The following is a 21,162-nucleotide window of genomic DNA, read 5'->3' as shown; positions in this document are numbered from 1 at the left end:
TAGTCCCTGCGTCGATGTCGAAGCGTCATCCGGTTGTCGCTGTTACCGGTTCTTCCGGAGCTGGAACCAGCACCGTCAAGCGCGCCTTCGAGCACATCTTTGCGAGGGAAGGCATTACCCCTGCAGTGGTGGAAGGCGACAGCTACCACCGCTACGAGCGGATGCCCATGAAACAGGCCATGGCGGATGCCCTGGCCAAGGGTGAGAACTTCTCCCACTTCGGCCCTGAGGCCAACCTCTTTGACAAGCTCGAAGAACTGTTCCGCACCTACGGCGAAACCGGTGCTGGTCAGAAGCGCTACTACCTCCACAGTGTTGAAGAAGCGGCTGAACACAATGCCCGTCTTGGCGTCAACCTCGAGCCGGGTCAGTTCACGCCTTGGGAAGACATCCCGACCGGCACTGACGTGCTGTTCTACGAAGGCCTCCACGGCGGTGTGAAGGGCGAGGGTTACGACGTGGCCGCCCTGGCCGACCTCCTGGTGGGTGTGGTGCCGATCACCAACCTTGAGTGGATTCAGAAGATCCACCGCGACAACGCTGAGCGTGGTTATTCCGCTGAAGCGATCGTTGACACGATCCTGCGCCGGATGCCTGATTACATCAACCACATCTGCCCGCAGTTCAGCCAGACCGACATCAACTTCCAGCGTGTTCCCACCGTGGACACCTCCAACCCCTTCATCTGTCGGAACATCCCGACCCCGGATGAAAGCTTCGTGATCATCCACTTCCGCAAGGGTGCTCGTGAGAAGTGGGGGATCGACTTCGGTTACCTGCTGAACATGATCCACGATTCCTTCATGTCCAGCCCCACCAGCATCGTGGTGAACGGCGGGAAGATGGGCTTCGCAATGGAACTGATCCTCACTCCGATCATTCACCGCATGATCGAAGAGAAGAACAAGCTCAGCTGACCGCTTCTCCTACCAAAAATCGTCTCTACAATGGGCCCATCTGAGTGATCAGGTGGGCTCTATTTCTTTGTCAACGCCCTCCTTTGAAATCCGCGGAGCCTCGGGGGCGCCCTCGTCTCCCCGCTGGGACCGCATTGACAGCCGCTCGCTGATCGCCCAGGCCCGTCGCATTTATTTCGCCTATCTCTCCAGCACTCCTGTGGGGCAGGAGCCTCTCGGTGTGGTGGTGGATCCGCGGGAACCCGACGGTCGCGTGGTCTTCGAGACCCCTGTTCTTCTGCCGGACGAAGAGTTCATTGCCATCGATCTGATCCGGGGGCGCACGAGTCGTGGTCGGACCCGATGGAAGGGTTGATCCTGGCTTGGACCGGCCTGCTGGGCGCCTGCGTCGGCAGCTTCACCAACGTGGTGGCCTGGCGCTTGCCCCGCCAGGAATCGGTGGTCTTTCCCGGTAGCCACTGCCCCAAATGCGGCCATGCCATCCGCTGGCATGACAATCTCCCGGTGCTCGGTTGGCTGCTGCTGAGGGGCCACTGCCGCGACTGTGATGCAGCGATCAGCTGGCGTTACCCAGCTGTGGAGGCCCTGAGTGCCGGCCTCTGGACCTCGGCGCTCTTGGTGTGGCCTGGTGCTGGTGGGGTGCTGCCTGATCTCTGGCTCCCTTGGGCTGGTTTCCCCCTGATCGCGCTGCTGTTGCCGCTGGTGTTGATCGATCTGGATCACCTTTGGTTGCCGGAGCCCCTGTGCCGCTGGGGGGTGGTGCTGGCCCTGCTGCTGTTGGAAGGCCTCAGTGCCCTGGCCGAACGGTTGTTGGGACAGCCTGCGCTGGGCCTGGGCGATGCCAAGTTGGCGGCGCTGGGTGGGGCATGGCTGGGCCCTGGGGGCATCGCAGCGGCGATGGCCCTTGCGGTTGTTTCGGGAGCCTTGGTTGGAAGCGCCGCTCGCCTCAGCGGCCGGTTGGGCCCCAGGGAACCGTTCCCCTTCGGTCCCTTCATTGCCCTGGGCATCTGGCTGATCTGGTTGACCGGTCCGCGGTGGTGGTGGAACACCTGGGTGATGTTGTTGGGCGCTTGATTCCCCAGCGTCTCTTCCCAGTCCGGCTTTTAATGGTGTGAGCTGACGGCCCTGTGTGTCTCTGTTCGATTGGTTTGCTGATCGCCGCAAGGGTCAGTACGTCGCCAACGTCAAGCAGGAACCCGATGAAGGCGATGGGCTGTGGAGCAAATGCCCGGAGTGTGGTCAGGTCGTTTATCTCAAAGACCTGAAACTCAATGCCAGTGTTTGTGCCAACTGCGGCCACCACCACCGGATCGACAGTGCTGAGCGCATCGCACTGATTGCAGACCCCGACAGCTTCCAGGTGCTTAACGCGGATCTGTCACCGGTGGATCCCCTCGGATTCAAAGACCGGCGCGCCTACGCCGATCGGCTGCGGGAAAGTCAGGCCTCAACGGGGCTGCGGGATGGTGTCGTCACCGGGCTCTGCCGGGTGGAAGGCATCCCCATGGGCCTGGCAGCGATGGACTTCCGCTTCATGGGGGGATCGATGGGCTCGGTGGTCGGGGAGAAAATCACCCGTCTGATCGAGGAGTCCACCGCCCGCAAGCTGCCGCTGCTGATCGTTTGTGCCTCCGGCGGTGCCCGGATGCAGGAGGGGATGCTCAGCCTGATGCAGATGGCGAAGATCTCCGGAGCGCTGGAACGCCACCGCGAAGCCGAGCTGCTCTACATGCCCTTGCTCACCCACCCCACCACGGGGGGTGTGACCGCCAGTTTCGCCATGCTGGGCGACCTGACCCTTTCGGAACCGAAGGCGTTGATTGGTTTTGCTGGCCGCCGGGTGATCGAGCAGACCCTGCGGGAGAAGCTGCCTGACAATTTCCAGACGGCCGAATATCTGCAGGAGCACGGCTTCGTGGACACGATCGTTCCTCGCACCCAGCTGCGCTCCACCCTGGCCAATCTTCTGCGCCTACACGGCTTCAAACCGATGGAGCTCACCAGCGCATGATCCAAGCTGGTTGTGTTCTGATCCTGGCCTTGGTTTGCTGGGTCGCCCCCGTGCTGGCGGGCCCCGTGGAATGGATTGAGGTGCCTGCCACTGACGCGGGCCAGCAGTGGTGGGACCGCGGCAGTGTGCGCATCGATCGGGATGGGTACCGCACCGTGCTCAGCCGGTTCACCCCAGCGGCTACTGAGGATGGAGAGCAGCCCTCCGGCGAGCTCTATGTGATGCAGCTGGACTGCTCCCAGGAGCTGTATCGCGACAAACAGGTGAATGGTTTGCCGCGTTTTCGTGCCCAATGGCAGCCTGCCGGGGATGACGGGCTGATCACCTCCGTGATTGAGGCTGTCTGCACCGAACCCCTCTCCAGCTGAGATGTCTCCAGAACCCCTTGGTGTTGCCATAGCCGGTCTCGGCTTCGGGGAGAAGGTGCACCTGCCGGCTCTTGCAGCAGCGACTGATCTTGAGGCGGTGGCGCTTTGGCACCCGCGCCAGGAGCGCTTGGATGTCGCCACGGCTGCCCATGGCTTGAAGGGATTCAGCGACTGGGACGCTCTGCTGGCTGATCCCGCGGTGGATGCGGTGATCATCGCCACACCCCCTGCACCCCGCTTCGACCTGGCCCGCCGGGCCCTGGAGGCGGGCAAGCATCTGCTGCTGGAGAAGCCCATCGCGCTGCATGCCGATCAAGCCCGCGAGCTGCAGCGGCTGGCACTGGCACGGGGGCTGTCGGTGGCTGTGGATTACGAATACCGCGCTGTTCCCCTGTTCATGCAAGCCGCACGCCTTCTCCAGGCCGGTGCTGTCGGCACGCCCTGGCTGGTGAAGCTCGACTGGTTGATGGGCAGTCGTGCCGATCCCCAGCGCGGCTGGAACTGGTATGCCCAGGCGGATCAGGGCGGCGGTGTGATCGGAGCCCTCGGAACCCATGCCATGGACATGCTGGCCTGGCTGATCGGTCCCCTGGGGGCCGTCCAGGCCCTGAACAGCGTTTCGATTAAGCAACGTCCCCACCCAGAGGGTGGTCTGGCCGCCGTGGACGCCCCCGATGTGTCGCTGCTGCAGGCCGTGGCCCATTGGCAGGGAAGGCAGGACCTGCCGGTGCCGGCTCAGGTCAGCCTCAGTTCCGTGTCGCGCAACGGTCGCGGGTTCTGCCTGGATGTGGTGGGGTCGTCGGGATCGCTGCTGCTCAGCAGCACCAATCAGAAGGACTACGTGCATGGCTTTGAGCTGCAGCACGCCCCGCTCGGTGAGCCCTTCCGCGCCGTGGAAGCCGATGCCGACTTCGCCTTTCCGCAAACCTGGGCGGATGGCCGCATCGCCCCTGTGGCTAGGGTGTTCGGCTGGTGGGCCCAGAGCATCCGCAGTGGGCGACCGATGCTGCCTGGACTGGCCGAGGGCGTGGCCAGTCGTGTGGCCTGCGACCAAGCACAGACGTCACTTGCTCACAACTGATTGCGCCAAATGATGCAATCCCTTGGTTCCAATTTGAAGGCGTTTTTGTAACTCAAGTCAATTTGTTTGTCGCTTCAGATCGAAGAATTGCCTTCCACTGAATTGACCCCATGGCTCTGGCGGATTACTCCTCGGAACTGATGGCTACAGCCCAAGCCCTAGCCGCTCCTGGTAAGGGGATCTTGGCTGTTGACGAATCCACCAAGACAATTGGTAAACGTCTCGGCTCAATCGGTGTCGAGAACACGGAAGCGAACCGTCAGGCTTACCGCGGAATGCTCTTCACCACAGCAGGCTTGGGTGAATTCATCAGCGGCGCCATTCTGTACGAAGAGACCCTGTTCCAAAGCCACGCCGATGGCGAGTCGATGGTCGACAAATTGGGCAAGCTTGGAATCATCCCCGGCATCAAGGTTGATAAGGGCCTGAGGCCCCTGGGCGGAGCCAATGCCGTCGAGACGCTTTGCACCGGACTTGATGGGTTGGTTGAGCGTGCTGCCGACTACTACGCCCAAGGTGCACGCTTCGCTAAGTGGCGTGCTGTGCTGCAGATCACGGCAGATGGCTGTCCTTCAGCGCTCTCCATTCGCGAAAACGCTTGGGGCCTTGCCCGTTATGCCCGCTCTGTTCAGGAATCAGGTTTGGTGCCGATCGTGGAGCCCGAAATTCTGATGGACGGCAATCACAGCATCGAAACCACAGCTCGTATCCAGGAGCATGTGATTCAGGAGGTTTATCACGCTTGTCACGCCAACGGTGTTCTGCTCGAAGGCACTCTTCTGAAGCCTTCCATGACCGTTCAAGGGGCTGATTGTGCTGAAAAGGCCGATCCAGCAAAAGTTGCTGCCATGACGGTGCGAACCCTTGAGAGAAGTGTTCCTGCCAGTGTCCCCGGCATCGTGTTCCTCTCCGGAGGTCTGAGTGAGGAGGCCGCCTCGGTTTACCTCAATCACATGAACAGCATTGAGCGCAAAGCCAAGTGGAACCTGGGTTTCTCCTATGGCCGTGCTCTTCAGCACTCCTGCCTCAAAGGCTGGGCTGGTTCCAACCTGGAAGCTGGTCAGAAAGCCCTGCTTGCAAGAGCTCAGGCCAACTCTGAGGCTTCTCGAGGTCAGTACGTGCCTGGATCACAGCCTTCCTCGGATGAGCAGCTGTTTGTCGCTGGTTACACCTACTGAATCGGATTTCACCAAGCCCTGTCGTTCGTTCAACAGGGCTTGGTGACAATTTGAACACAACTAGGTAAAGTCGTCCCCCGGCGGAGTCTTATCCGTCAAGGTTCTCCGTTCAGACTTTTCCTATGGCGCTCGTTCCGCTTCGGCTCCTGCTCGACCACGCCGCTGAAAACGGCTATGGCATTCCTGCGTTCAACGTGAACAATCTGGAGCAGGTCCAGGCCATCATGGAAGCGGCTGACGAGACCGACAGCCCTGTGATCCTCCAGGCCTCCCGCGGCGCCCGCAGCTACGCCGGTGAGATCTTCCTTCGTCACCTGATCCTGGCCGCAACCGAGACCTATCCCCACATCCCCGTGGTGATGCACCAGGACCACGGCAACGCCCCTGACACCTGCTATTCCGCTGCCATCAACGGTTTCACCTCCGTGATGATGGACGGTTCCTTGGAAGCGGACGCCAAGACTCCCGCCAGCTACGACTACAACGTCAACGTCACCAAGCAGGTGGTGGACTTCGCCCACTCCGTGGGTGTGAGCGTTGAGGGTGAGCTGGGTTGCCTGGGCTCCCTGGAAACCGGCAAGGGTGAAGCCGAAGACGGCCACGGTTTCGAGGGCGAGCTGTCCAAGGACATGCTGCTCACCGATCCCGCTGAGGCTGCCGACTTCGTTGCCAAGACCAAGTGCGACGCCCTGGCCATCGCCATTGGCACCAGCCACGGCGCTTACAAGTTCACCCGCAAGCCCACGGGTGAAGTGCTGGCCATCAGCCGCATCGCTGAGATCCACAAAGCCATCCCCAACACCCACCTGGTGATGCACGGCTCCTCCTCCGTTCCCCAGGAATGGCTGGAGATGATCAACAATCACGGTGGTGCCATCCCCGAGACCTACGGCGTTCCCGTCGAGGAAATCCAGGAAGGCATCCGCAACGGTGTGCGCAAGGTGAACATCGACACCGACAACCGTCTCGCCTTCACCGCTGCTGTGCGTGAAGCGGCCATGGCCGATCCTTCCAACTTCGACCCCCGCCACTTCAACAAGCCTGCTCGCAAGTACATGAAGCAGGTCTGCCTGGACCGTTACCAGCAGTTCTGGGCTGCCGGCAACGCCAGCAAGATCCAGCAGCAGAGCATCACCTATTACGCCGGCCTCTACGCCAAGGGTGCTCTTGATCCCAAGGCTGCCGTCGCTGCCTGATTATCACGATCAATTGATTCATCCACGGGGGGCCGAAAGGCCCCCCTTTTTGTTGGGCTGCTCGATCGTGAGCAGCGTCACGCTTTCATCAGGCCATCAGGCTGAGCAGACCGTGGTTGCCGTCGAGTTGTGCCTGCGCTCCCAGGGGCAAGGCCTTGTTGGGCCGTCCATGGCCCAGCGGCAGATTCAGCACCAGTGGAATGCCCAGATCACCAAGGCGTTCCTCCAGGATCTCGTCCATTGTGAAATCGCCGGGAAGGATGTCGTCTTCAGCCCAGCTGAAGCGGCCGCAGGCCACCCCTGCCAACTGCTGCAGCAGGCCTGCGCTGCGCCACTGGGTCAGCATCCGATCAACCCGGTAGGGCGCTTCGCCCACGTCTTCCAGCACCAGGATGGCTCCCTTCAGGGAGGGAAGCCAGGGCGTGCCGATCAAGTGGGTCGCCACGGTCAGGTTGGTTACCACCAAGGGTCCGCGGGCGATCCCCCGCCGTCGTGGCTCGCCCAGCAGGGGCGGTACGGGACGGCCACAGAGCAAGTCCACCGTGCGTTGCCATTGCGCCTCTGTGCCGCCGCTGGATCCATGGATGGCCCCTGGCAAGCCAGCAGCCCACTGGGCAAGCAGCAGGGAGCTGGTGTCGGAGAACCCCAGGCTCCATTTGGGATGGCGCGGAAAACGGAAACCGGCTTCGAGCACGCGGGCGGCCCCCCAGCCCCCGCCAAGGGTCACCACGGCATCCAGCGTTGGATCGTTCCAGGCTGACCTCAGATCCTCAACCCGTTTCTGGTCGGTTCCCGAGAAATAGCGCCATTGACGGTTGACGACTGCGGGAATCTCCAGATGCCACTGCTGTTGATCGCAGCGTTCGCGCAAGGCTTGAAGATCCGTGTCCGGATCCATCCAGGTGCCGGGGTTCACGGCGCGGATGCGTGATCCAGGCTTCAAGGGTTTCAGCCTGCGCTGGGCCGCCATGGCCCTGGGGGAGAGCAGGGCCGTGAAGATAGTGGATGCCCCTGAGATCAGCAGCGTCCGGCGGGTTGGCATCAGCCCAGCAGGGCTTCCAGCATGCGGCGGCCGTCGGTTCCTCCCGTGGCCGGATCACAGGCTCGCTCGGGGTGGGGCATCAGGCCCAGAACGCTGCCGCTGGCATTGGTGATGCCTGCGATGTCGGACACCGATCCGTTGGGGTTATTGCCGTAGCTCAGGGCGATGGCGTCGTCGTCCTGCAGCTGCTTGAGCGTGTCATCGCTGCACTGGTAGCGGCCCTCACCGTGGGCGATCGGCAGGGTCAGGGCCCCGTCGTTGTACCCCTGCATCCAGGCCGTGCGCTGGCTCACCACCTTGAGGGGTGCGTCTTCACAGATGAAGTGCAGATCCCGGTTGCGGGTGAGGGCACCGGGGAGCAGGCCCAGTTCCGTGAGCACCTGAAATCCGTTGCAGATGCCGAGCACGCGACCGCCCTTGGCTGCAAAGTCGATCAAGGACTGCAGGGCTGGTGCGAAGCGGGCAATGGCGCCGCAACGCAGGTAGTCGCCGTAGCTGAAGCCTCCCGGCAGAACGATGGCGTCAAAGCTGCTGAGGTCGGTCTCCTCATGCCAGACCCGACGCGTGCTCATCCCAAGGCAACCCTCGGTTGCCCATTGCACATCCCGGTCACAGTTGGAGCCGGGAAAAACGATGACCCCGATGCTCATGACTGCTCCAGCTCCAGGCTCCAGTCTTCGATCACCGGGTTGGCCAGCAAGCGATCACTAAGCAGTTCCAACCTGCGGCGGGCTTCGGCCTCATCAGGAGCCTCAAGCTCCATTTCTACGGCTTTACCGATCCGAAGCTTGCTGAGGCCTTCCACCCCAAGTCGTTCAGCGGCACCACGCGCGGCTTCTCCGGCTGGATCGAGTACGGAGGGGCGCAGACGCACGAGGACGCGGGCTTGAAAACGCGGCACGATCAGCAACTGGTCTGATCAAATCCTGACAGACACCAAACCCTGAAGAGATCCGGTGCGCCTCAACGGCGTGACCATCGCCCGGTCCCATGGTGAAAAGGAGGCCTTTCGCCAGCGTGCTGCCGAGTCTGTGTCTGTGTTTCGCATTCAGCTCTGGACCGCGGCTCTGCTGCTGATGGGCAGCTCTGCAGCTGGGGGCTCAGCAGCAGCGGCTTCGATGCGCTGCCGGATCGCGCAGCAGGCCTGGAGTCCCTGTCGGATGGTGGCCGCCAGTCCTGGAGAGCGCTGGGTGTTGACCTGGAATCAGCAGCGCGTCGAATTTGTCCATGACGGCAGCGGCCAGATGATGATGCGGGTTGGTGAGGGCGAGGACTGGCGAGAGGTGCAGCCCTTCTGGACGGCGGACCACAGCCTCTGCTGGGGTTCTGTTTGTGCCACGGGTGACGTTCCGTTGGAGTGAAACCAGGGTGATAGATCTGAATTGAGGGCAGATTCCCCATGGCAGTTTTTTCTCTCCCTTGTTCCAGCTGTGGAACACCCGTTGAGATTCCGGGTCGTTACGGCTTCAAGTTGAAGAGTGCAGGCGTCACCAACACGGTGTGCACCCGCTGCCGGCAGGGGACATTTCTGGCATCTCGACGCGACAACCTCTCCAGCCAGATCGCCCGTGCTTCCAGTCCTGATCGTCGTTGCTTGATCCCCCTTACCGCTGCTGTGGCGGCCTTGGCCCTGTTGATCGGTGGTGTTGTTTGGCGCTCTGCTGTGCCCACGGCTCAGGAGGCTTTGCCGGCGAGTGAGTCTCCCTCCAAGTAGAGCGTCCTGCTTGGGAAGGCAAAGTCGATGCCTGCTTGGGCGAAGGCCTCCATGATTCCGAGGTTGATGGCTTGCTGTTCGTTCAGAGCGACCGTGAAATCGCGGGTGTCGATGTAATAAACCAGTTCAAAATTCAAGCTTGAATCAGCAAATTCGGTGAAGTGGCAGCGGTTGAAGGTGCTGTGGGCCTGAGCGTCGATCACGGCCTGAACCATCGTGGGGATTGCCTTCATCTGCTCGAGCGATGTGCTGTAGGTGACGCCAATCGAATAGATCATCCGGCGTTGCGCCATTTCAGCGAAATTGAGGATGGTGGAGCCTGTAAGGGTTGAGTTGCTCATCACCACCTGTTCGCCGCGCAGGCTGCGCAGATGGGTGGAGCGAACACCGATGCGTTCCACCGTTGCTGAGGTGGAGCCCACCGTGATGAATTGCCCAACGGTGAAAGGCTTGTCCAGAAGAATCATCAGGTAGGCGAACAATTCCTGGGCCGGTTCTTTCAGGGCCAAGCCAATGCCGATGCCGCCGGCACTGAGCAAACCCCAGATCACCGTCATCTTCACGCCCAGGCTCTGCAGCAGCACCAAGGTGCCGATCGCCCACACCACGGTTTTCAGCAGCGGGAGCAGGCTTTGGAGGAGTTGTTGAAGATCATCCGCGCCTGCACGGCGCACCAATCCGAACAGGAATCGCGCTCCGATTCGGTTGACCAACCTAATCAGAATGATCGTGCCAACAATGCGCAGCGATGTGTCGTAGGCCCTGGCAATGTTGTTGGGCAAGCCCAAATCATCCTGAGCAAGGATCAGCGTGACCACCAAGCCGAAAGGCACCACCGAAGCGGCGAAGGCGTTGAGCACAAAGTCGTCGAAGTCGGTTTTGCTTCGCTTCGTGAACCGAGGAAAAACTGTCTTACAAAGGAACGCCAGGGTCAGAGTGATGGCTGAACCGATCAGAAGCTTCGCTAAGAAATCAGTCAGATCCATCGCCACACCGGAGTTACCGCGTGATTGTCGGTGGCTTTCCAGAAGCTGGCAAGCGAGGTGGGGCTCAAGCGCGCTGAAACACCAAAGTCAGATTGTTAGCGGGCATGGAGAACACGTTTTTGTTGTTGAAGCCAGCCTTGGCGGCGATGGCTGTCACTTGATTCAGCTCCCGCAATCCCCATTGGTGGTTGCGTTCCCTGAGGGATTGGTCGAAGGCGGCATTGCTTGCGCTCGTGTGACCACCATTGCGCCTGAATGGGCCATAAATGATCAAGGGGGCGCCGCTGGGCAGCAACAGGGCTGATTCCTCGAGCACGGCATCCGTGCAGCTGGCTGGACTGATGTGCAGCAGGTTGATGCACACAACAGCCTTCACGGCCCCTTGGAGGTTCTGGGGCAGGGGCCAGGGGCGGTGTTCAACATCGAGGTTGAGGGCTGCTGGCATCACCTGGCTCAGACCCTGGTGCTGGATCCAGGCGTTGATGCTGGCGCGATGGTCTGGATCCGGATCGCTGGTTTGCCAGCGCAGATGGGGAAAGCGCTGCTGAAAGCAGACGGCGTGCTCACCACTGCCGCTGGCCAGTTCCAGCACGGCTCCTGAGCCAGGCAAGAGCTGCTTCAGCAGATCTCCGATGGGGCCGCGGTTGCGTTCCGTGGCCGGGAAGAAAAGCCGTTGGTCCATCGTCAGCTCGGGCAGGGGGCAGCGCTCTGGCTGCAGTGGAGGCGCAGGTCGGCCAGCCAGGCTTCCAGGGCTGCCAGGGCGTCCGGTTGCAGGCGGTAGTAGATCCAGCGGCCGCTCTGCCGATCCGTCAGAAGCCCCGCCTCTCGCAGCACCCTGAGATGGAACGAGAGCTTCGACTGGGAGAGGTTGAGCTCACCGGTGAGGTCACAGACGCATCGTTCCCCCTGTGCCAGCGCATGGATCACGTCGAGACGGATCGGGTCGGCCAGTGCTTTGAGCAGCTGCCTCGACTGCTCCCTGTTGAGGGTGTTCTGGATCACAAGAGCAGTGTCCCCCGCTCTGTTTGGATCAACATAATTTGATTGATCAAAGGAGCTCGCATGCGGATCGGCATCAATGGCTTTGGACGGATTGGTCGCCTGGTGTTTCGGGCCCTCTGGGGACGGCCCGGCATCGAACTGGTGCATGTCAATGATCCCGCTGGCGATGCAGCAACGGCGGCCCACCTGCTGGAGTTCGATTCTGTGCATGGTCGCTGGGATCGAGGCATCACCAGCAGTGCTGATGGATTCAGGGTGGAGGGATCCGCACTCACCTGGTCCAGCGAGAAGGACCCCACCGCCGTGCCCTGGAGCGATCGGGGGGTGGAGATGGTGCTTGAAGCCAGCGGCAAGATCAAAACGCCGGAGACGCTCAATCCCTATTTCGATCAGCTGGGCCTCAAACGGGTGGTGGTGGCCTGTCCCGTGAAGGGTGTGGTTGCCGGTGAGGACGCGCTCAACATCGTTTACGGGATCAATCACCACCTCTATGAACCGGCGCGCCACAAGTTGGTGACGGCCGCCTCCTGTACCACCAACTGCCTGGCGCCTGTGGTGAAGGTGGTGCACGAGAGCTTCGGCATCGAGCACGGCCTGATCACCACCATTCACGACATCACCAACACCCAGGTGCCGATCGATTCCTTCAAAAGCGACCTGCGCCGGGCACGCTCCGGGCTCAGCTCACTCATTCCCACCACCACCGGTTCGGCCAAGGCGATCGCGATGATCTTTCCTGAGCTGAAGGGCAAACTCAACGGTCATGCCGTTCGTGTTCCCCTGCTGAATGGATCGCTCACCGATGCGGTGTTCGAGCTCAAGCAGAGCGTCACGGTGGAGCAGGTGAATGCTGCGTTCCAAGCAGCTGCGGAAGGGCCTCTGAAGGGAATTCTGGGTTGCGAGGAACGCCCGTTGGTGTCGTGCGACTACACCAACGACAACCGCAGCTCGATTGTCGATGCCCTCTCGACGATGGTTGTTGATGGCAACCAGTTGAAGGTGTTTGCCTGGTACGACAACGAATGGGGCTACAGCTGCCGCATGGCCGATCTCACCTGCCACGTGGTTGGTCTGGACGGATGAAGCTCTCCCCTCTGCAGCAATACGGCATTGTCATCGCCAACTACTGGGCCTTCACGCTCACCGATGGGGCCCTGCGGATGTTGGTGGTGTTCCACTTCCATCAACTCGGCTACACCACCCTCGAGATCGCCTTCCTGTTTCTGTTTTATGAGCTGTTTGGGGTGCTCACCAACCTGTACGGCGGTTGGATCGGTGCCCGCTATGGGCTTCGGCTCACCCTCTGGGTGGGAACGCTGCTGCAGATTCTTGCGTTGTTGATGCTGATGCCCGTCGCCGCCAGTTGGCCGAAACTGTTGAGCGTGATCTATGTGCTGACCGCTCAGGCCATCAGCGGCATCGCCAAAGATCTCAACAAGATGAGCGCCAAGAGTGCCATCAAGACGGTGGTTTCGGAAACGCCGGAGGATCAGCAGCAGGGGCAGCAGCAGCTGTTCAAGTGGGTGGCGATCCTCACGGGATCCAAGAACGCCCTCAAGGGTGTGGGCTTCTTCCTCGGTGGGGTGCTGCTCACTGCCTTTGGCTTCAATGCTGCCGTGGGCTGGATGGCGGCAGGTCTGGCCCTGGCCTTCCTGCTCACGCTGGTGCTGCCCGGGGAAATCGGAAAGATGAAGTCCAAGCCGGCCTTTGCGTCGCTGTTCTCCAAATCCCAGGGCATCGACGTGCTGTCCCTGGCGCGCTTCTTTCTGTTTGGTGCCCGGGATGTTTGGTTCGTGGTGGCCTTGCCCGTGTTCCTTGAGGCCTCCCTGGGCTGGAGTTTCTGGGAGATCGGTGGCTTCCTCGGTCTCTGGGTGATTGGCTACGGCTTCGTTCAGGGATCAGCGCCTGGTCTGAGACAGCTCTGGGGGCAGACCACATCCCCGGGACCTTCTGCTGTGCAGTTCTGGAGTGCTCTGCTCACCGCCATTCCCGCCCTGATCGCGGTGGCGCTGTGGCGCCAGGTGGATGTGGCGGTCGCCATCACCGCAGGCCTTGCCGCCTTTGGGGTGGTGTTCGCGATGAATTCGTCGATCCACTCCTACATGGTGCTGGCTTACACCGATGCGGAGAGCGTCAGCCTCAATGTGGGCTTCTACTACATGGCCAACGCTGCCGGACGCTTGGTGGGCACGTTGCTCTCGGGGGCTGTGTTCATGCTCGGCCAAACCGAAGCCGCGGGCATGCAGGCCTGCCTTTGGGTTTCATCCCTGCTGGTGTTGTTGTCGTGGTTCAGCAGCCTCAGATTGCCGGTTGTGGCCAAACTCTGAATTTCTGCTGAATATCGCCGCGTTGGTAGGGATTCAGACACCCGCAAGCAGAGATTTTCTGCTGAATGGATGAAATCGCTCTTGATCCCATGCGAGACGAGCCTGGCAGCCCCGATTGTCGTTTGGTGATCGATGCCAAGAGATCCCTGGAGGATGTGTTGCGTTTGATCGCTGATCTGCCCCATACCGACCACATGCGGCGGCAGCTCTTGTCGGTGTACAACCAGCTGGAGGGCATGCACGACCTGAAACGTAGTGGTGGTGCCAATGTGTCGTTTCGTTCCGCCGATTGGAGTTCGTCGGCGAAGTGATCCGGTCGACACCGATAAGGTCAGGTGTCGCCTTTCGCTGTCCTGAGAGATGTTTGAAAACGACCGACGTCCGGCTTGGCTGAACTGGGTCTTCCTGGGGATGTTCCTCTGGTCGTCGTGGCAGCTGTTTGGGTTTTGGTCCCAGAGGCTGAGTGGTTGAAGGGCCTTAGACCAACACGCCGGTCAGACGTAGTGTTCCCCACAGGTCGAAGACGCAGAAAATCAGTCCGATCACGATGATGTCCCAGGCTTTGTGGCGGATGGCCCAGGGGGCAAGGAACAACTCCGCAATCCCATGCAGTGCCGTTCCAATGGTGATGTGCTCTAGCACCAGCAGACCATGGGCCACCAGGAACAGTGCGCTTGCGATACACCGCATTAGGACTTGCCAGGAACCGAGCAAAGCCTGCAGAACTGGATGGTAGATCACCTTAAAGCGTGCTGCTGTGTGACCTCAAGCCAAGCGAGGTGGTTTTTTGCGGGTCGGCTAGCTTTTACTTGAGTAAGTGAACGTAAAAATAATTATTTTTTCCCTGAAAAAGGGCTGCTTGATTGAAGCAGTCTAAGCTAATAGTTGACCTGAACTTATTGCTTTTCTCTTTTGCGCACTGTTTTCTCAGTCCTTGTATGGATGGTTGTTAGGTACAAAGAATTTCTCGTTGAAATGAGGCCGTTTGTAGCTTCCTTGCTTCGGGCGCTTCGGCATCTTGATGGGTGGCGGTGTCATGTCTTCATAGGGCACCTTGCTGAGAATGTGGCGCAGGCAATTCAAGCGGGCGCGGCGCTTGTTATTGGCCTCCACGGTGAACCATGGGGCCTCCGGGATATGCGTCTTGGCAAACATGGTGTCCTTCGCTTTCGAGTACTCCACCCAGCGGTTGCGCGATTCGATGTCCATCGGACTCATCTTCCAGCGACGCTCTTCGTTATCAATGCGTTACTGGAAACGTTTTTCCTGTTCGTCATCGTTGATGGAGAACCAGTATTTGAGTAACAGGATTCCGTCCTGCACCAGCATTGGCTCAAACTGTGGGCACGACACATAAAACTGCTCCGCTTGTTCGCGTGTCGCGAAGCCCATCACCTTTTCCACGCCGGCCCGGTTGTACCAGCTCCGATCAAAGACAACGATTTCTCCGGCACTGGGAAAATGCTCCACATAGCGTTGGAAATACCACTGGCTTTTCTGACGCTCTGAAGGCGTGCCCAAGGCCACCACCCGGCATCCCCTGGGGTTCAAGGGCTCCGTCAGCCGTTTAATCGATCCTCCCTTGCCTGCGGCGTCCCGCCCTTCGAACAGGATGATCATGCGAAAGCCGGTGACTTTCACCCAGTACTGCATCTTCACCAGTTCCGTCTGGAGTTTGGCCAGCTCTTTTTCGTAGACCTTTTTGTTCAGCCGTTTGTGCTTGTTGGAGCAACCCTCCTGCAGCTTCACCATGATTTCCTGCGGTTGGTTGACGTCGCCATCGCTGTAGTGATCGATGGCCTCGAGGACGGCTGTCATGTCGTGGTCGACGGGCTGGCTCATGCTTTCGGTGGATCGCCAGTCCAGTCCGCCAGCGCTGCAATCTGCGGGGTCGATCTTGTCCGATTTTTACGGAATGTCTGGTGCTTTCGGCTTCAGCGCCTGCCTTGAATAGGGGGCGACAACACCAGTCGGATGATGCGGATCAACCTCCAGAGCGCACCAAGCAAGAGGATGCCCGCCAGAAGTGCGATAGCAGCGATCAGCACGATGGCGGCGAGCCCGAGCATGGCTTCCAGCAGTTGCTGAACGCCGCCGATCAGGTCATCAATGGCCTTGCTCAGCAGCAGCATGATGTCCACCTGCTGGGGCAGCTGATTCAGCAGCACTGCAATCCCTGCGGCAGCAGCCAGCATCAGCACGACAACCGTCAACTGACGCAGGACGGGGCCATAGGGGAAGCGACGACGGGGACGGAAGACCCGTCGTTGATCGCGTGTACTGCTTCGGCGCGCCTTCCTCATGGCATCGGTGTGATCAGGGTGCCGTCACTGCGGCGATTCTGAAGCGTGTTTCCTGCACGTCAACGGTCGGACTGCGTTTCAGGCTTGTCCACCGGTGCCGGTGCTGGCGATGTGTCCTTGGTTTCCTGAGGCAGAGGAACAAGCCAGGCGGTGGCAATGGTGCATACCAGAGCAATCCCGGCCAGAAGGGGTGGTCCAAGGCGTTTCTGCAGAGGAATGCGATCGACGATCTCCTGACGCTTCAACGGGCGGTCCTCGGGGAACGTCCAGGTCAGCTTGACCCGGTTGTCGAGACGCAAGCGATCGAGGCAACGCACCAGATCGGCCAGTTCGGCGTCATCGAGCTTGAGCTGTAACGGCTCGACGCCCTCTCGGCTGCTGCGCAGTTCCAGCCGATGGTTGGCTTGATCCGGTGCGATGCTCACAAAACCGCCTTCCAGGCCAAAGCGGCGCTGCACGCCGGACAAGCGATGCCTGGCGTAGGGCATCACCGCTGCCATCAGAGCCTCGAGATGATCCCGGGTTCCTTCCAGTTCCGGTGCTCCGATCAACTGCAGCCGCCAGGACGACAGGATGCCGATCGCCTCATTGGACTGTCCGGCGGAGAGGTCGGGAAAGCCTTCCACCACCAGCCGTGCTGCGGTCTGTTCGTATTGGTATGTCGTTTTCAACATGGTCGGCCTAAGGCGTGGGGTCGAGCAGGGTTGCGCGGAGTCGATCGATTCCACCTGGGCCTGCGCAGAACGCCAGGGTGCTGATCAGCTGGCGGTGCAAAGGGCCCGCCGGCTCCATGGTGAGCAGGCGAACAACGGCTTCCCGGCGCGGATTCATTCGCTCTTCGATGAGGTCCCGCAGGCGCTCGTGGAACAACTGCCAACGCTGTTGGGTGAGCTGTTCCGGTTCGCGGCTCGAGAGGAGTTGGTGGAGCATGGGGTAGAGCCGATCTGCCATGGCACACACCAGACAGATCAGTGATTCGGCATCCACCGGGTCGAGCTGGTCCCGCCGGGTGGTGCGCCGAAGCGGGTTATGACAGCGACGCTTCCAGAGTTCAACCCGGTTGGGGAATTGCGCCTGGAGACCCTTCTGCTGGCTGGCCCAGACCATCGCCTCGCCACCATTGAGATCAAGAGCCTCAATGGTCAGCATCAATAGGTCGAGACGCTCGACGCCCCGCCGGCTGAGACGCGCGCCGTCAGTGGGTGCGCTGGGGGCTGGAGCTTCAGTCATGGCTGCGATGACAATGAAGTCAGGCGGAGACAGGATGTCAGGGGAGTTTTACGACTCTCTCGCAGTTCTCTGTCGCAGAACTCTCGCAGTACCGATGCCATGGGCAGACCTAAGAAGCCGATCCAAAGAAGGTCGAACGGAGTGTATTGCGTTCAGCTGCATCTGGGCGGCAGGCGTGTGATGCGTTCTCTGCAGACCAGGGGCAGCGAGGTTGCTCACCTGCGAGCAGGTCAGGCAATGGCGGAACTTGAGGCTGCGCACAGGGCCCAGCAGCAAGGTGTGACCAGGTGGAAGGAAGCCAGGGAGTTCGTCAACTTGCTCGAACTAGCTGATGCCGCCGACATACAGACCGCCGCCGAGAACTACACGGGCAAGTGGGAGCAAGACGAGGTCACTGGGGACTACCTCGATCCGAATACCTAAGCACTCGCTAAAGCCTTGAATAACAGGCAAGTACCAGTCGTCTGGAACGATCTGATTCGTGAGGTGGAGCGGATCCGCAGGAGAAAGAACCAGTTGCCCCTGTCAGCCAGCTGGCATCGAAACGTGGGTATCGCCTAAAGCACTGTCCTTTCGAACTGGCTGAGGCCACTCCAGAAGCCATCAGGGAGTGGATCGATCAAATGCAGGACTCAGGACTTAGTGGTCTGACCATCAACAGCAAGTGCTCACTGCTGTCGGGGCTGGTCTCCATGTGCATGAAGTCTGGGTTGCTCCGAGGGATGGCGATGAACCCCTTTGATACTGCGGACTACAGCGCAGGGGAAGCAGACCACATCTATACAGCTGCCGAAAAGGACTATCGCGATCTGTTGGGCCTTTTGCCGAAGCTCCTCGATAGACAGCTCATCCCTGTCTTGATTCAGGTCTATTGCGGTACCCGGATTAGTGAAGTCAGAAAGCGGAACCGTGAAGACTTCGATTTGGAGCTCGGCACGATGCAAATTGCTTTAGGCACCGCAAAGAACAAGGCTTCTGTCAGGACAATTCCGTTGCCGCCCAAGGTTGTAGCGCTGCTGAACCAGTTTCCTTTTGAAAAGGGCTGGGGGACGGCCTCTCAAATCAATCTCAGGCTGAAGAGCCTCAACCCTTACCTGACCCCCATAGCTTTCGCCATGGCATTACAGACTTAGGGAGGAGCAATCAGGTAGATCCTGCTCACATCGAGGCACTGCTTGGTCATAGGCTTTCGATCAGTCAGATGTCTAACGTTTATGGACATGGATATGACCCAGAGGTTTTAAGAAATGCGCTGACTCCTGTATGGAAACAGATTGACTCGTGGTTGCTTGATTGAGGCAATTGCGTTTCTCTATGGTGCAGTCATTCATTTCAATCAAGAAGAGTCAGCTTGTGCCTGCATGCCTCTCTAAGGCTTCTGTTTTGCGCATAATGATGAATCACAAGGCAGCACTCTTGGCTCCATTCAGGGCCTTCTGGAAGGGTCTGGCGACCCCACATGTATACAGGGAGAAAGCATTTGCTTAAGCACCCATGTATACAGGGAGAAGCTTGCTGACTCCCTGTAAGTCAAAGCAAAGACATAAACACTCGTGGTTTGGAATCCACGTAAAAGAAATGGGTGACTCTGAATGCCTTCGGGAGTAAGTCGTCATTCGCGCCGTCAGACGCCAGGGATCAAGCAGCTTTAGGCACTGCTTAGTAGAGCCCGTTATCTGACCCCGTCAGCGTGACGCAGTAACACAGCGGCACCACCAGGAACTCAAGTGAAACCAATCCATTTTTGGATTGTCTTGATGGTTCATGTTTACGGAGTACGTGCTTTAGGCGGAGCCTACGGCAACACTTCCCAAGCCGAATCTAAGTGAATATCTATTCAGGTATTTCACATGACCATCTGCCAGGACAATGAGCTACCAGCAGGTGATTACAAGTTTTCCGCGTGGAAAAAAATTGATTGCCTCAATTGACACATGAACCTTAAACAAGGTAACCACACCAAAGAACGAAGACGGAAGTGTCGATCATCGATACATACCCATCGCCCAATCGATTGTTGACCTGGCAGGTGAACGAGTAGAGGCTCAGCAGTGGCAAAACGAAGCCCCCGCCTAGGGCAGGGGCTTTGGATCTTCTGATTAAGCCTTGATCACTTGGCGTAGGAAACTCCGCGGTAGGTCAGAGCAGGTTTGTTGGAGTCGCCAGCCACTTTTTGCTGGTCGTACTTCTGGCCGCGATAGGTCAGGGTCATTTGAGGTTCCTCAGAAATCCAGGTCCCCGTTCCTTGGCCTGGTGATCTGCGCCTTGCAGAAGCGAGGTGAACGTTGTTGGTAGCGGTTGCTACAGATCCCTTATAAGGGAGGCGTCAACCCATGTGTCGTTCGGGCGGATACACAGTGCGTTTCTAGCTGGATTCAGCTCAGTGCCCTCATCCAATATCCAGGCAAGCGGAGCCCCGAGCGATTGAAGCTCCGCTGCACCACCAGCTCTGCCAGTTGCGGTGCAATTCATTCGTAACCGCACTGACTTCAGTCAGATCGCGTTACTTACTACCGAATCGCAGACAGGGTGATCCGCTGCAGCTCTATAGAGCAGATCACCTGAGCCAAGCCCACCACCCTCTCGTGGGGACGTGTCTCTATTGAAGTCATAGCTCTGATGGTCTGTGCTTTGCCACAGCCAGACAGGAGTTCAGTCCACGAGTTCAGTGTCTTTGCGGACAAACCAGTCGCTCTCATCCGCGAATCTCTTATCGATACGGCGCCGAGTCTCAACAACGTGTCGGCGTTGTGCCCACAATTCGCCAACGAACTTTGCGAGTCGTTCTCGGCGATCCCCAGCCTGCATTGACGCTGATGGATCCTGCTCCGTTATTTCTGGATATCCAGAGGACATTCAGATCGTGATGGTTGAACTCAACCCTTAGCCAGATCTTTGGCTGGAGGCCATTCCCCAAAAAGAAACCCCCGCCGAAGGCAGGGGCTCCAAAACGTCTCTCGGGAGTGTGACCTTGTTTCCACCCCGTGAGGTGTTTTTCCTCACAGATCAAGCATCTCTACTCAGCTGACACTGCGGAAGTCGTGGGTGGACGGTTTTTCGCTTGTCCTCAGCCAGTTTCTTGAGCTCAGCCCATCTCCATGACTCCTCCTCGGTGGCTGTTTTTTGAGCTTTCCCGCCACTATGGGGCCTCGGCTGAGAACGAGGCCTCACACCATTTCCACGCAGGGGGATCCGTCAGCCAGCGATCAGATCCCCCGAGCCAAGACCGCCGTTTACCTCGGCATCTCGTCTCATCTCCACCCATAGCCACGGATCATGAATCGGGTCTACATCGACTGGCTCTCAACGCTGCCCTGCAACCGCAAGCCGCAGAAGATCAACGCATGGATAGGTGGCTGGGCTCCACTGCCTGAAGAGATTGATCTGGCTGATTGCGAGGCTTGGCAGGACCGCGAGATTCAGCGGAATCACAATGGCTTTGTCGCTCGCCTGTGGCGTTGGGTCAAGCGCTGATAAAAAAAGGGAGGTCGGCCCCTCAGCCTGCTCCCCGCTCGACGCAATGAAGGCATCACGCCTTCGCTGAACACTGTGCCCCGCGGAACCCTCCATCCATGGCCTCGCGCAGATTGCTTCGGCCATCCGAACTAAGCATTAAGGCTTAGTTGAAGCTCTGTAAGGGGATGTCTAGAAAGTTGAAGCGACCCCTCCGCTCGACGCGTCGTCGCAGGAAGGCGAAAAGAGGCGGGTTCCCTCACCCGCGCCTTCCTCAAGCTTCTACTTCAGTCTTTTCGTCAGCCTTCCGAGGAGCCTCTGTTGAAGTCTGCTCAGCTGTCTCGGCGTTGTGAT

Annotated in this window: 27 protein-coding genes and 1 pseudogene; 16 read left to right on the top strand and 12 right to left on the bottom strand. The window is 59.4% G+C overall.

Features of this window, described 5'->3' with window-relative positions; translation table 11 throughout:
* The first annotated feature begins 14 nt into the window (after positions 1-14).
* The 8 genes from DXY03_RS04870 to fba all read left to right on the top strand — a co-directional run bounded on the left by DXY03_RS04870 (position 15) and on the right by fba (position 6,751).
* Entirely contained in the window at positions 15-917 is a 903-nt protein-coding gene (locus tag DXY03_RS04870; protein WP_114987927.1) for a phosphoribulokinase, read from the top strand.
* Positions 918-984: 67 nt separating this feature from the next.
* On the top strand, positions 985-1,272 hold the full coding sequence (locus DXY03_RS04865) for a hypothetical protein (RefSeq protein WP_115009420.1): 288 nt from the start codon (positions 985-987) through the stop codon (positions 1,270-1,272).
* A complete protein-coding gene (locus tag DXY03_RS04860; RefSeq protein ID WP_115009419.1) occupies positions 1,260-1,991 on the top strand; it encodes an A24 family peptidase in 732 nt (243 codons plus the stop codon). The genes DXY03_RS04865 and DXY03_RS04860 overlap by 13 nt, the downstream gene beginning before the upstream one ends.
* 55 nt (positions 1,992-2,046) lie before the next feature.
* Positions 2,047-2,928: an acetyl-CoA carboxylase, carboxyltransferase subunit beta gene (accD, locus tag DXY03_RS04855; protein ID WP_115009417.1), complete on the top strand. Its 882-nt coding sequence runs from the start codon at positions 2,047-2,049 to the stop codon at positions 2,926-2,928.
* Entirely contained in the window at positions 2,925-3,296 is a 372-nt protein-coding gene (locus tag DXY03_RS04850) for a hypothetical protein (RefSeq protein ID WP_115009416.1), read from the top strand. The genes accD and DXY03_RS04850 overlap by 4 nt, the downstream gene beginning before the upstream one ends.
* A 1-nt stretch (position 3,297) precedes the next feature.
* Entirely contained in the window at positions 3,298-4,377 is a 1,080-nt protein-coding gene (locus DXY03_RS04845; protein ID WP_115009415.1) for a Gfo/Idh/MocA family protein, read from the top strand.
* A 110-nt stretch (positions 4,378-4,487) separates the two neighbouring features.
* Positions 4,488-5,555, top strand: coding sequence for a class I fructose-bisphosphate aldolase (locus DXY03_RS04840; RefSeq protein WP_114987922.1), 1,068 nt, complete (start codon positions 4,488-4,490; stop codon positions 5,553-5,555).
* Positions 5,556-5,677: 122 nt separating this feature from the next.
* On the top strand, positions 5,678-6,751 hold the full coding sequence (gene fba, locus DXY03_RS04835; RefSeq protein ID WP_115009413.1) for a class II fructose-bisphosphate aldolase: 1,074 nt from the start codon (positions 5,678-5,680) through the stop codon (positions 6,749-6,751).
* Positions 6,752-6,839: 88 nt separating this feature from the next.
* Here fba and DXY03_RS04830 read toward each other — a convergent pair whose 3' ends face one another.
* Genes DXY03_RS04830 through purS form a run of 3 tightly spaced genes read right to left on the bottom strand, consistent with a single transcriptional unit; the run spans position 6,840 to position 8,694 of the window.
* Positions 6,840-7,793 (bottom strand): LD-carboxypeptidase, encoded by a 954-nt coding sequence (locus tag DXY03_RS04830; protein ID WP_115009411.1) that lies wholly within the window; start codon positions 7,791-7,793, stop codon positions 6,840-6,842.
* Complete coding sequence (purQ, locus tag DXY03_RS04825; RefSeq protein ID WP_115009409.1) at positions 7,793-8,443, bottom strand: phosphoribosylformylglycinamidine synthase subunit PurQ; 651 nt, start codon at positions 8,441-8,443, stop codon at positions 7,793-7,795. The genes DXY03_RS04830 and purQ overlap by 1 nt, the downstream gene beginning before the upstream one ends.
* Positions 8,440-8,694 (bottom strand): phosphoribosylformylglycinamidine synthase subunit PurS, encoded by a 255-nt coding sequence (gene purS / locus DXY03_RS04820; RefSeq protein ID WP_011364806.1) that lies wholly within the window; start codon positions 8,692-8,694, stop codon positions 8,440-8,442. The genes purQ and purS overlap by 4 nt, the downstream gene beginning before the upstream one ends.
* A gap of 55 nt (positions 8,695-8,749) precedes the next feature.
* On the opposite strand from purS, the gene DXY03_RS04815 reads away from it, so the two are divergent.
* Positions 8,750-9,154: a hypothetical protein gene (locus DXY03_RS04815; protein WP_115009408.1), complete on the top strand. Its 405-nt coding sequence runs from the start codon at positions 8,750-8,752 to the stop codon at positions 9,152-9,154.
* 38 nt (positions 9,155-9,192) lie between these two features.
* On the top strand, positions 9,193-9,507 hold the full coding sequence (locus DXY03_RS04810; protein ID WP_115009407.1) for a Tat pathway signal protein: 315 nt from the start codon (positions 9,193-9,195) through the stop codon (positions 9,505-9,507).
* Here DXY03_RS04810 and DXY03_RS04805 read toward each other — a convergent pair.
* The 3 genes from DXY03_RS04805 to DXY03_RS04795 all read right to left on the bottom strand — a co-directional run bounded on the left by DXY03_RS04805 (position 9,468) and on the right by DXY03_RS04795 (position 11,495).
* Positions 9,468-10,367, bottom strand: a complete 900-nt coding sequence (locus tag DXY03_RS04805; RefSeq protein WP_244272323.1) for a mechanosensitive ion channel family protein — start codon at positions 10,365-10,367, stop codon at positions 9,468-9,470. The two genes, DXY03_RS04810 and DXY03_RS04805, sit on opposite strands and share 40 nt — an antisense overlap.
* Positions 10,368-10,557: 190 nt before the next feature.
* The gene (locus DXY03_RS04800) at positions 10,558-11,175 is read right to left on the bottom strand and encodes a DUF938 domain-containing protein (protein WP_115009406.1); all 618 of its coding nucleotides are present in this window, start codon (positions 11,173-11,175) and stop codon (positions 10,558-10,560) included.
* A 2-nt stretch (positions 11,176-11,177) separates the two neighbouring features.
* Positions 11,178-11,495, bottom strand: a complete 318-nt coding sequence (locus DXY03_RS04795; RefSeq protein WP_115009405.1) for a metalloregulator ArsR/SmtB family transcription factor — start codon at positions 11,493-11,495, stop codon at positions 11,178-11,180.
* Positions 11,496-11,555: 60 nt separating this feature from the next.
* On the opposite strand from DXY03_RS04795, the gene DXY03_RS04790 reads away from it, so the two are divergent.
* From DXY03_RS04790 to DXY03_RS04780, 3 genes are all read left to right on the top strand, one after another.
* The gene (locus tag DXY03_RS04790; protein ID WP_115009404.1) at positions 11,556-12,578 is read left to right on the top strand and encodes an ArsJ-associated glyceraldehyde-3-phosphate dehydrogenase; all 1,023 of its coding nucleotides are present in this window, start codon (positions 11,556-11,558) and stop codon (positions 12,576-12,578) included.
* Entirely contained in the window at positions 12,575-13,822 is a 1,248-nt protein-coding gene (gene arsJ, locus DXY03_RS04785) for an organoarsenical effux MFS transporter ArsJ (protein ID WP_115009403.1), read from the top strand. The genes DXY03_RS04790 and arsJ overlap by 4 nt, the downstream gene beginning before the upstream one ends.
* An 89-nt stretch (positions 13,823-13,911) precedes the next feature.
* Positions 13,912-14,133, top strand: a complete 222-nt coding sequence (locus DXY03_RS04780) for a hypothetical protein (protein ID WP_041435027.1) — start codon at positions 13,912-13,914, stop codon at positions 14,131-14,133.
* Between the two features lie 166 nt (positions 14,134-14,299).
* On the opposite strand, the gene DXY03_RS04775 is transcribed toward DXY03_RS04780, so the two are convergent.
* The 5 genes and pseudogenes from DXY03_RS04775 to DXY03_RS04755 all read right to left on the bottom strand — a co-directional run bounded on the left by DXY03_RS04775 (position 14,300) and on the right by DXY03_RS04755 (position 17,355).
* Positions 14,300-14,512 carry a hypothetical protein gene (locus DXY03_RS04775; protein ID WP_011364797.1) on the bottom strand — a complete coding sequence of 71 codons (213 nt, stop codon included), beginning with the start codon at positions 14,510-14,512 and terminating at the stop codon, positions 14,300-14,302.
* A gap of 237 nt (positions 14,513-14,749) precedes the next feature.
* Positions 14,750-15,574: pseudogene (gene ppk2 / locus DXY03_RS04770) on the bottom strand (polyphosphate kinase 2).
* Between the two features lie 182 nt (positions 15,575-15,756).
* The gene (locus DXY03_RS04765) at positions 15,757-16,125 is read right to left on the bottom strand and encodes a hypothetical protein (protein WP_115009402.1); all 369 of its coding nucleotides are present in this window, start codon (positions 16,123-16,125) and stop codon (positions 15,757-15,759) included.
* A gap of 59 nt (positions 16,126-16,184) precedes the next feature.
* Positions 16,185-16,799, bottom strand: coding sequence for a DUF4335 domain-containing protein (locus DXY03_RS04760; protein ID WP_115009401.1), 615 nt, complete (start codon positions 16,797-16,799; stop codon positions 16,185-16,187).
* Positions 16,800-16,806: 7 nt separating this feature from the next.
* Complete coding sequence (locus tag DXY03_RS04755; protein ID WP_115009400.1) at positions 16,807-17,355, bottom strand: DUF3038 domain-containing protein; 549 nt, start codon at positions 17,353-17,355, stop codon at positions 16,807-16,809.
* Between the two features lie 237 nt (positions 17,356-17,592).
* Here DXY03_RS04755 and DXY03_RS04750 point away from each other — a divergent pair, with 237 nt between their 5' ends.
* Together DXY03_RS04750 and DXY03_RS04745 are read left to right on the top strand one after the other, a co-directional pair.
* Positions 17,593-17,778: a hypothetical protein gene (locus DXY03_RS04750; protein WP_136987639.1), complete on the top strand. Its 186-nt coding sequence runs from the start codon at positions 17,593-17,595 to the stop codon at positions 17,776-17,778.
* A gap of 299 nt (positions 17,779-18,077) precedes the next feature.
* Positions 18,078-18,488, top strand: coding sequence for a hypothetical protein (locus DXY03_RS04745; RefSeq protein ID WP_170951982.1), 411 nt, complete (start codon positions 18,078-18,080; stop codon positions 18,486-18,488).
* A 977-nt stretch (positions 18,489-19,465) separates the two neighbouring features.
* Here DXY03_RS04745 and DXY03_RS04740 read toward each other — a convergent pair.
* A complete protein-coding gene (locus DXY03_RS04740; protein ID WP_170951981.1) occupies positions 19,466-19,567 on the bottom strand; it encodes a DUF4278 domain-containing protein in 102 nt (33 codons plus the stop codon).
* Between the two features lie 1,064 nt (positions 19,568-20,631).
* Here DXY03_RS04740 and DXY03_RS04735 point away from each other — a divergent pair.
* Positions 20,632-20,829 (top strand): hypothetical protein, encoded by a 198-nt coding sequence (locus DXY03_RS04735; RefSeq protein WP_115009396.1) that lies wholly within the window; start codon positions 20,632-20,634, stop codon positions 20,827-20,829.
* The last annotated feature ends 333 nt before the right edge of the window (positions 20,830-21,162 follow it).

Source organism: Synechococcus sp. N5 (assembly GCF_900473925.1).
In the GTDB taxonomy this organism is placed as follows: domain Bacteria; phylum Cyanobacteriota; class Cyanobacteriia; order PCC-6307; family Cyanobiaceae; genus Parasynechococcus.
This window is presented reverse-complemented; position numbering and strand designations above follow the sequence as displayed.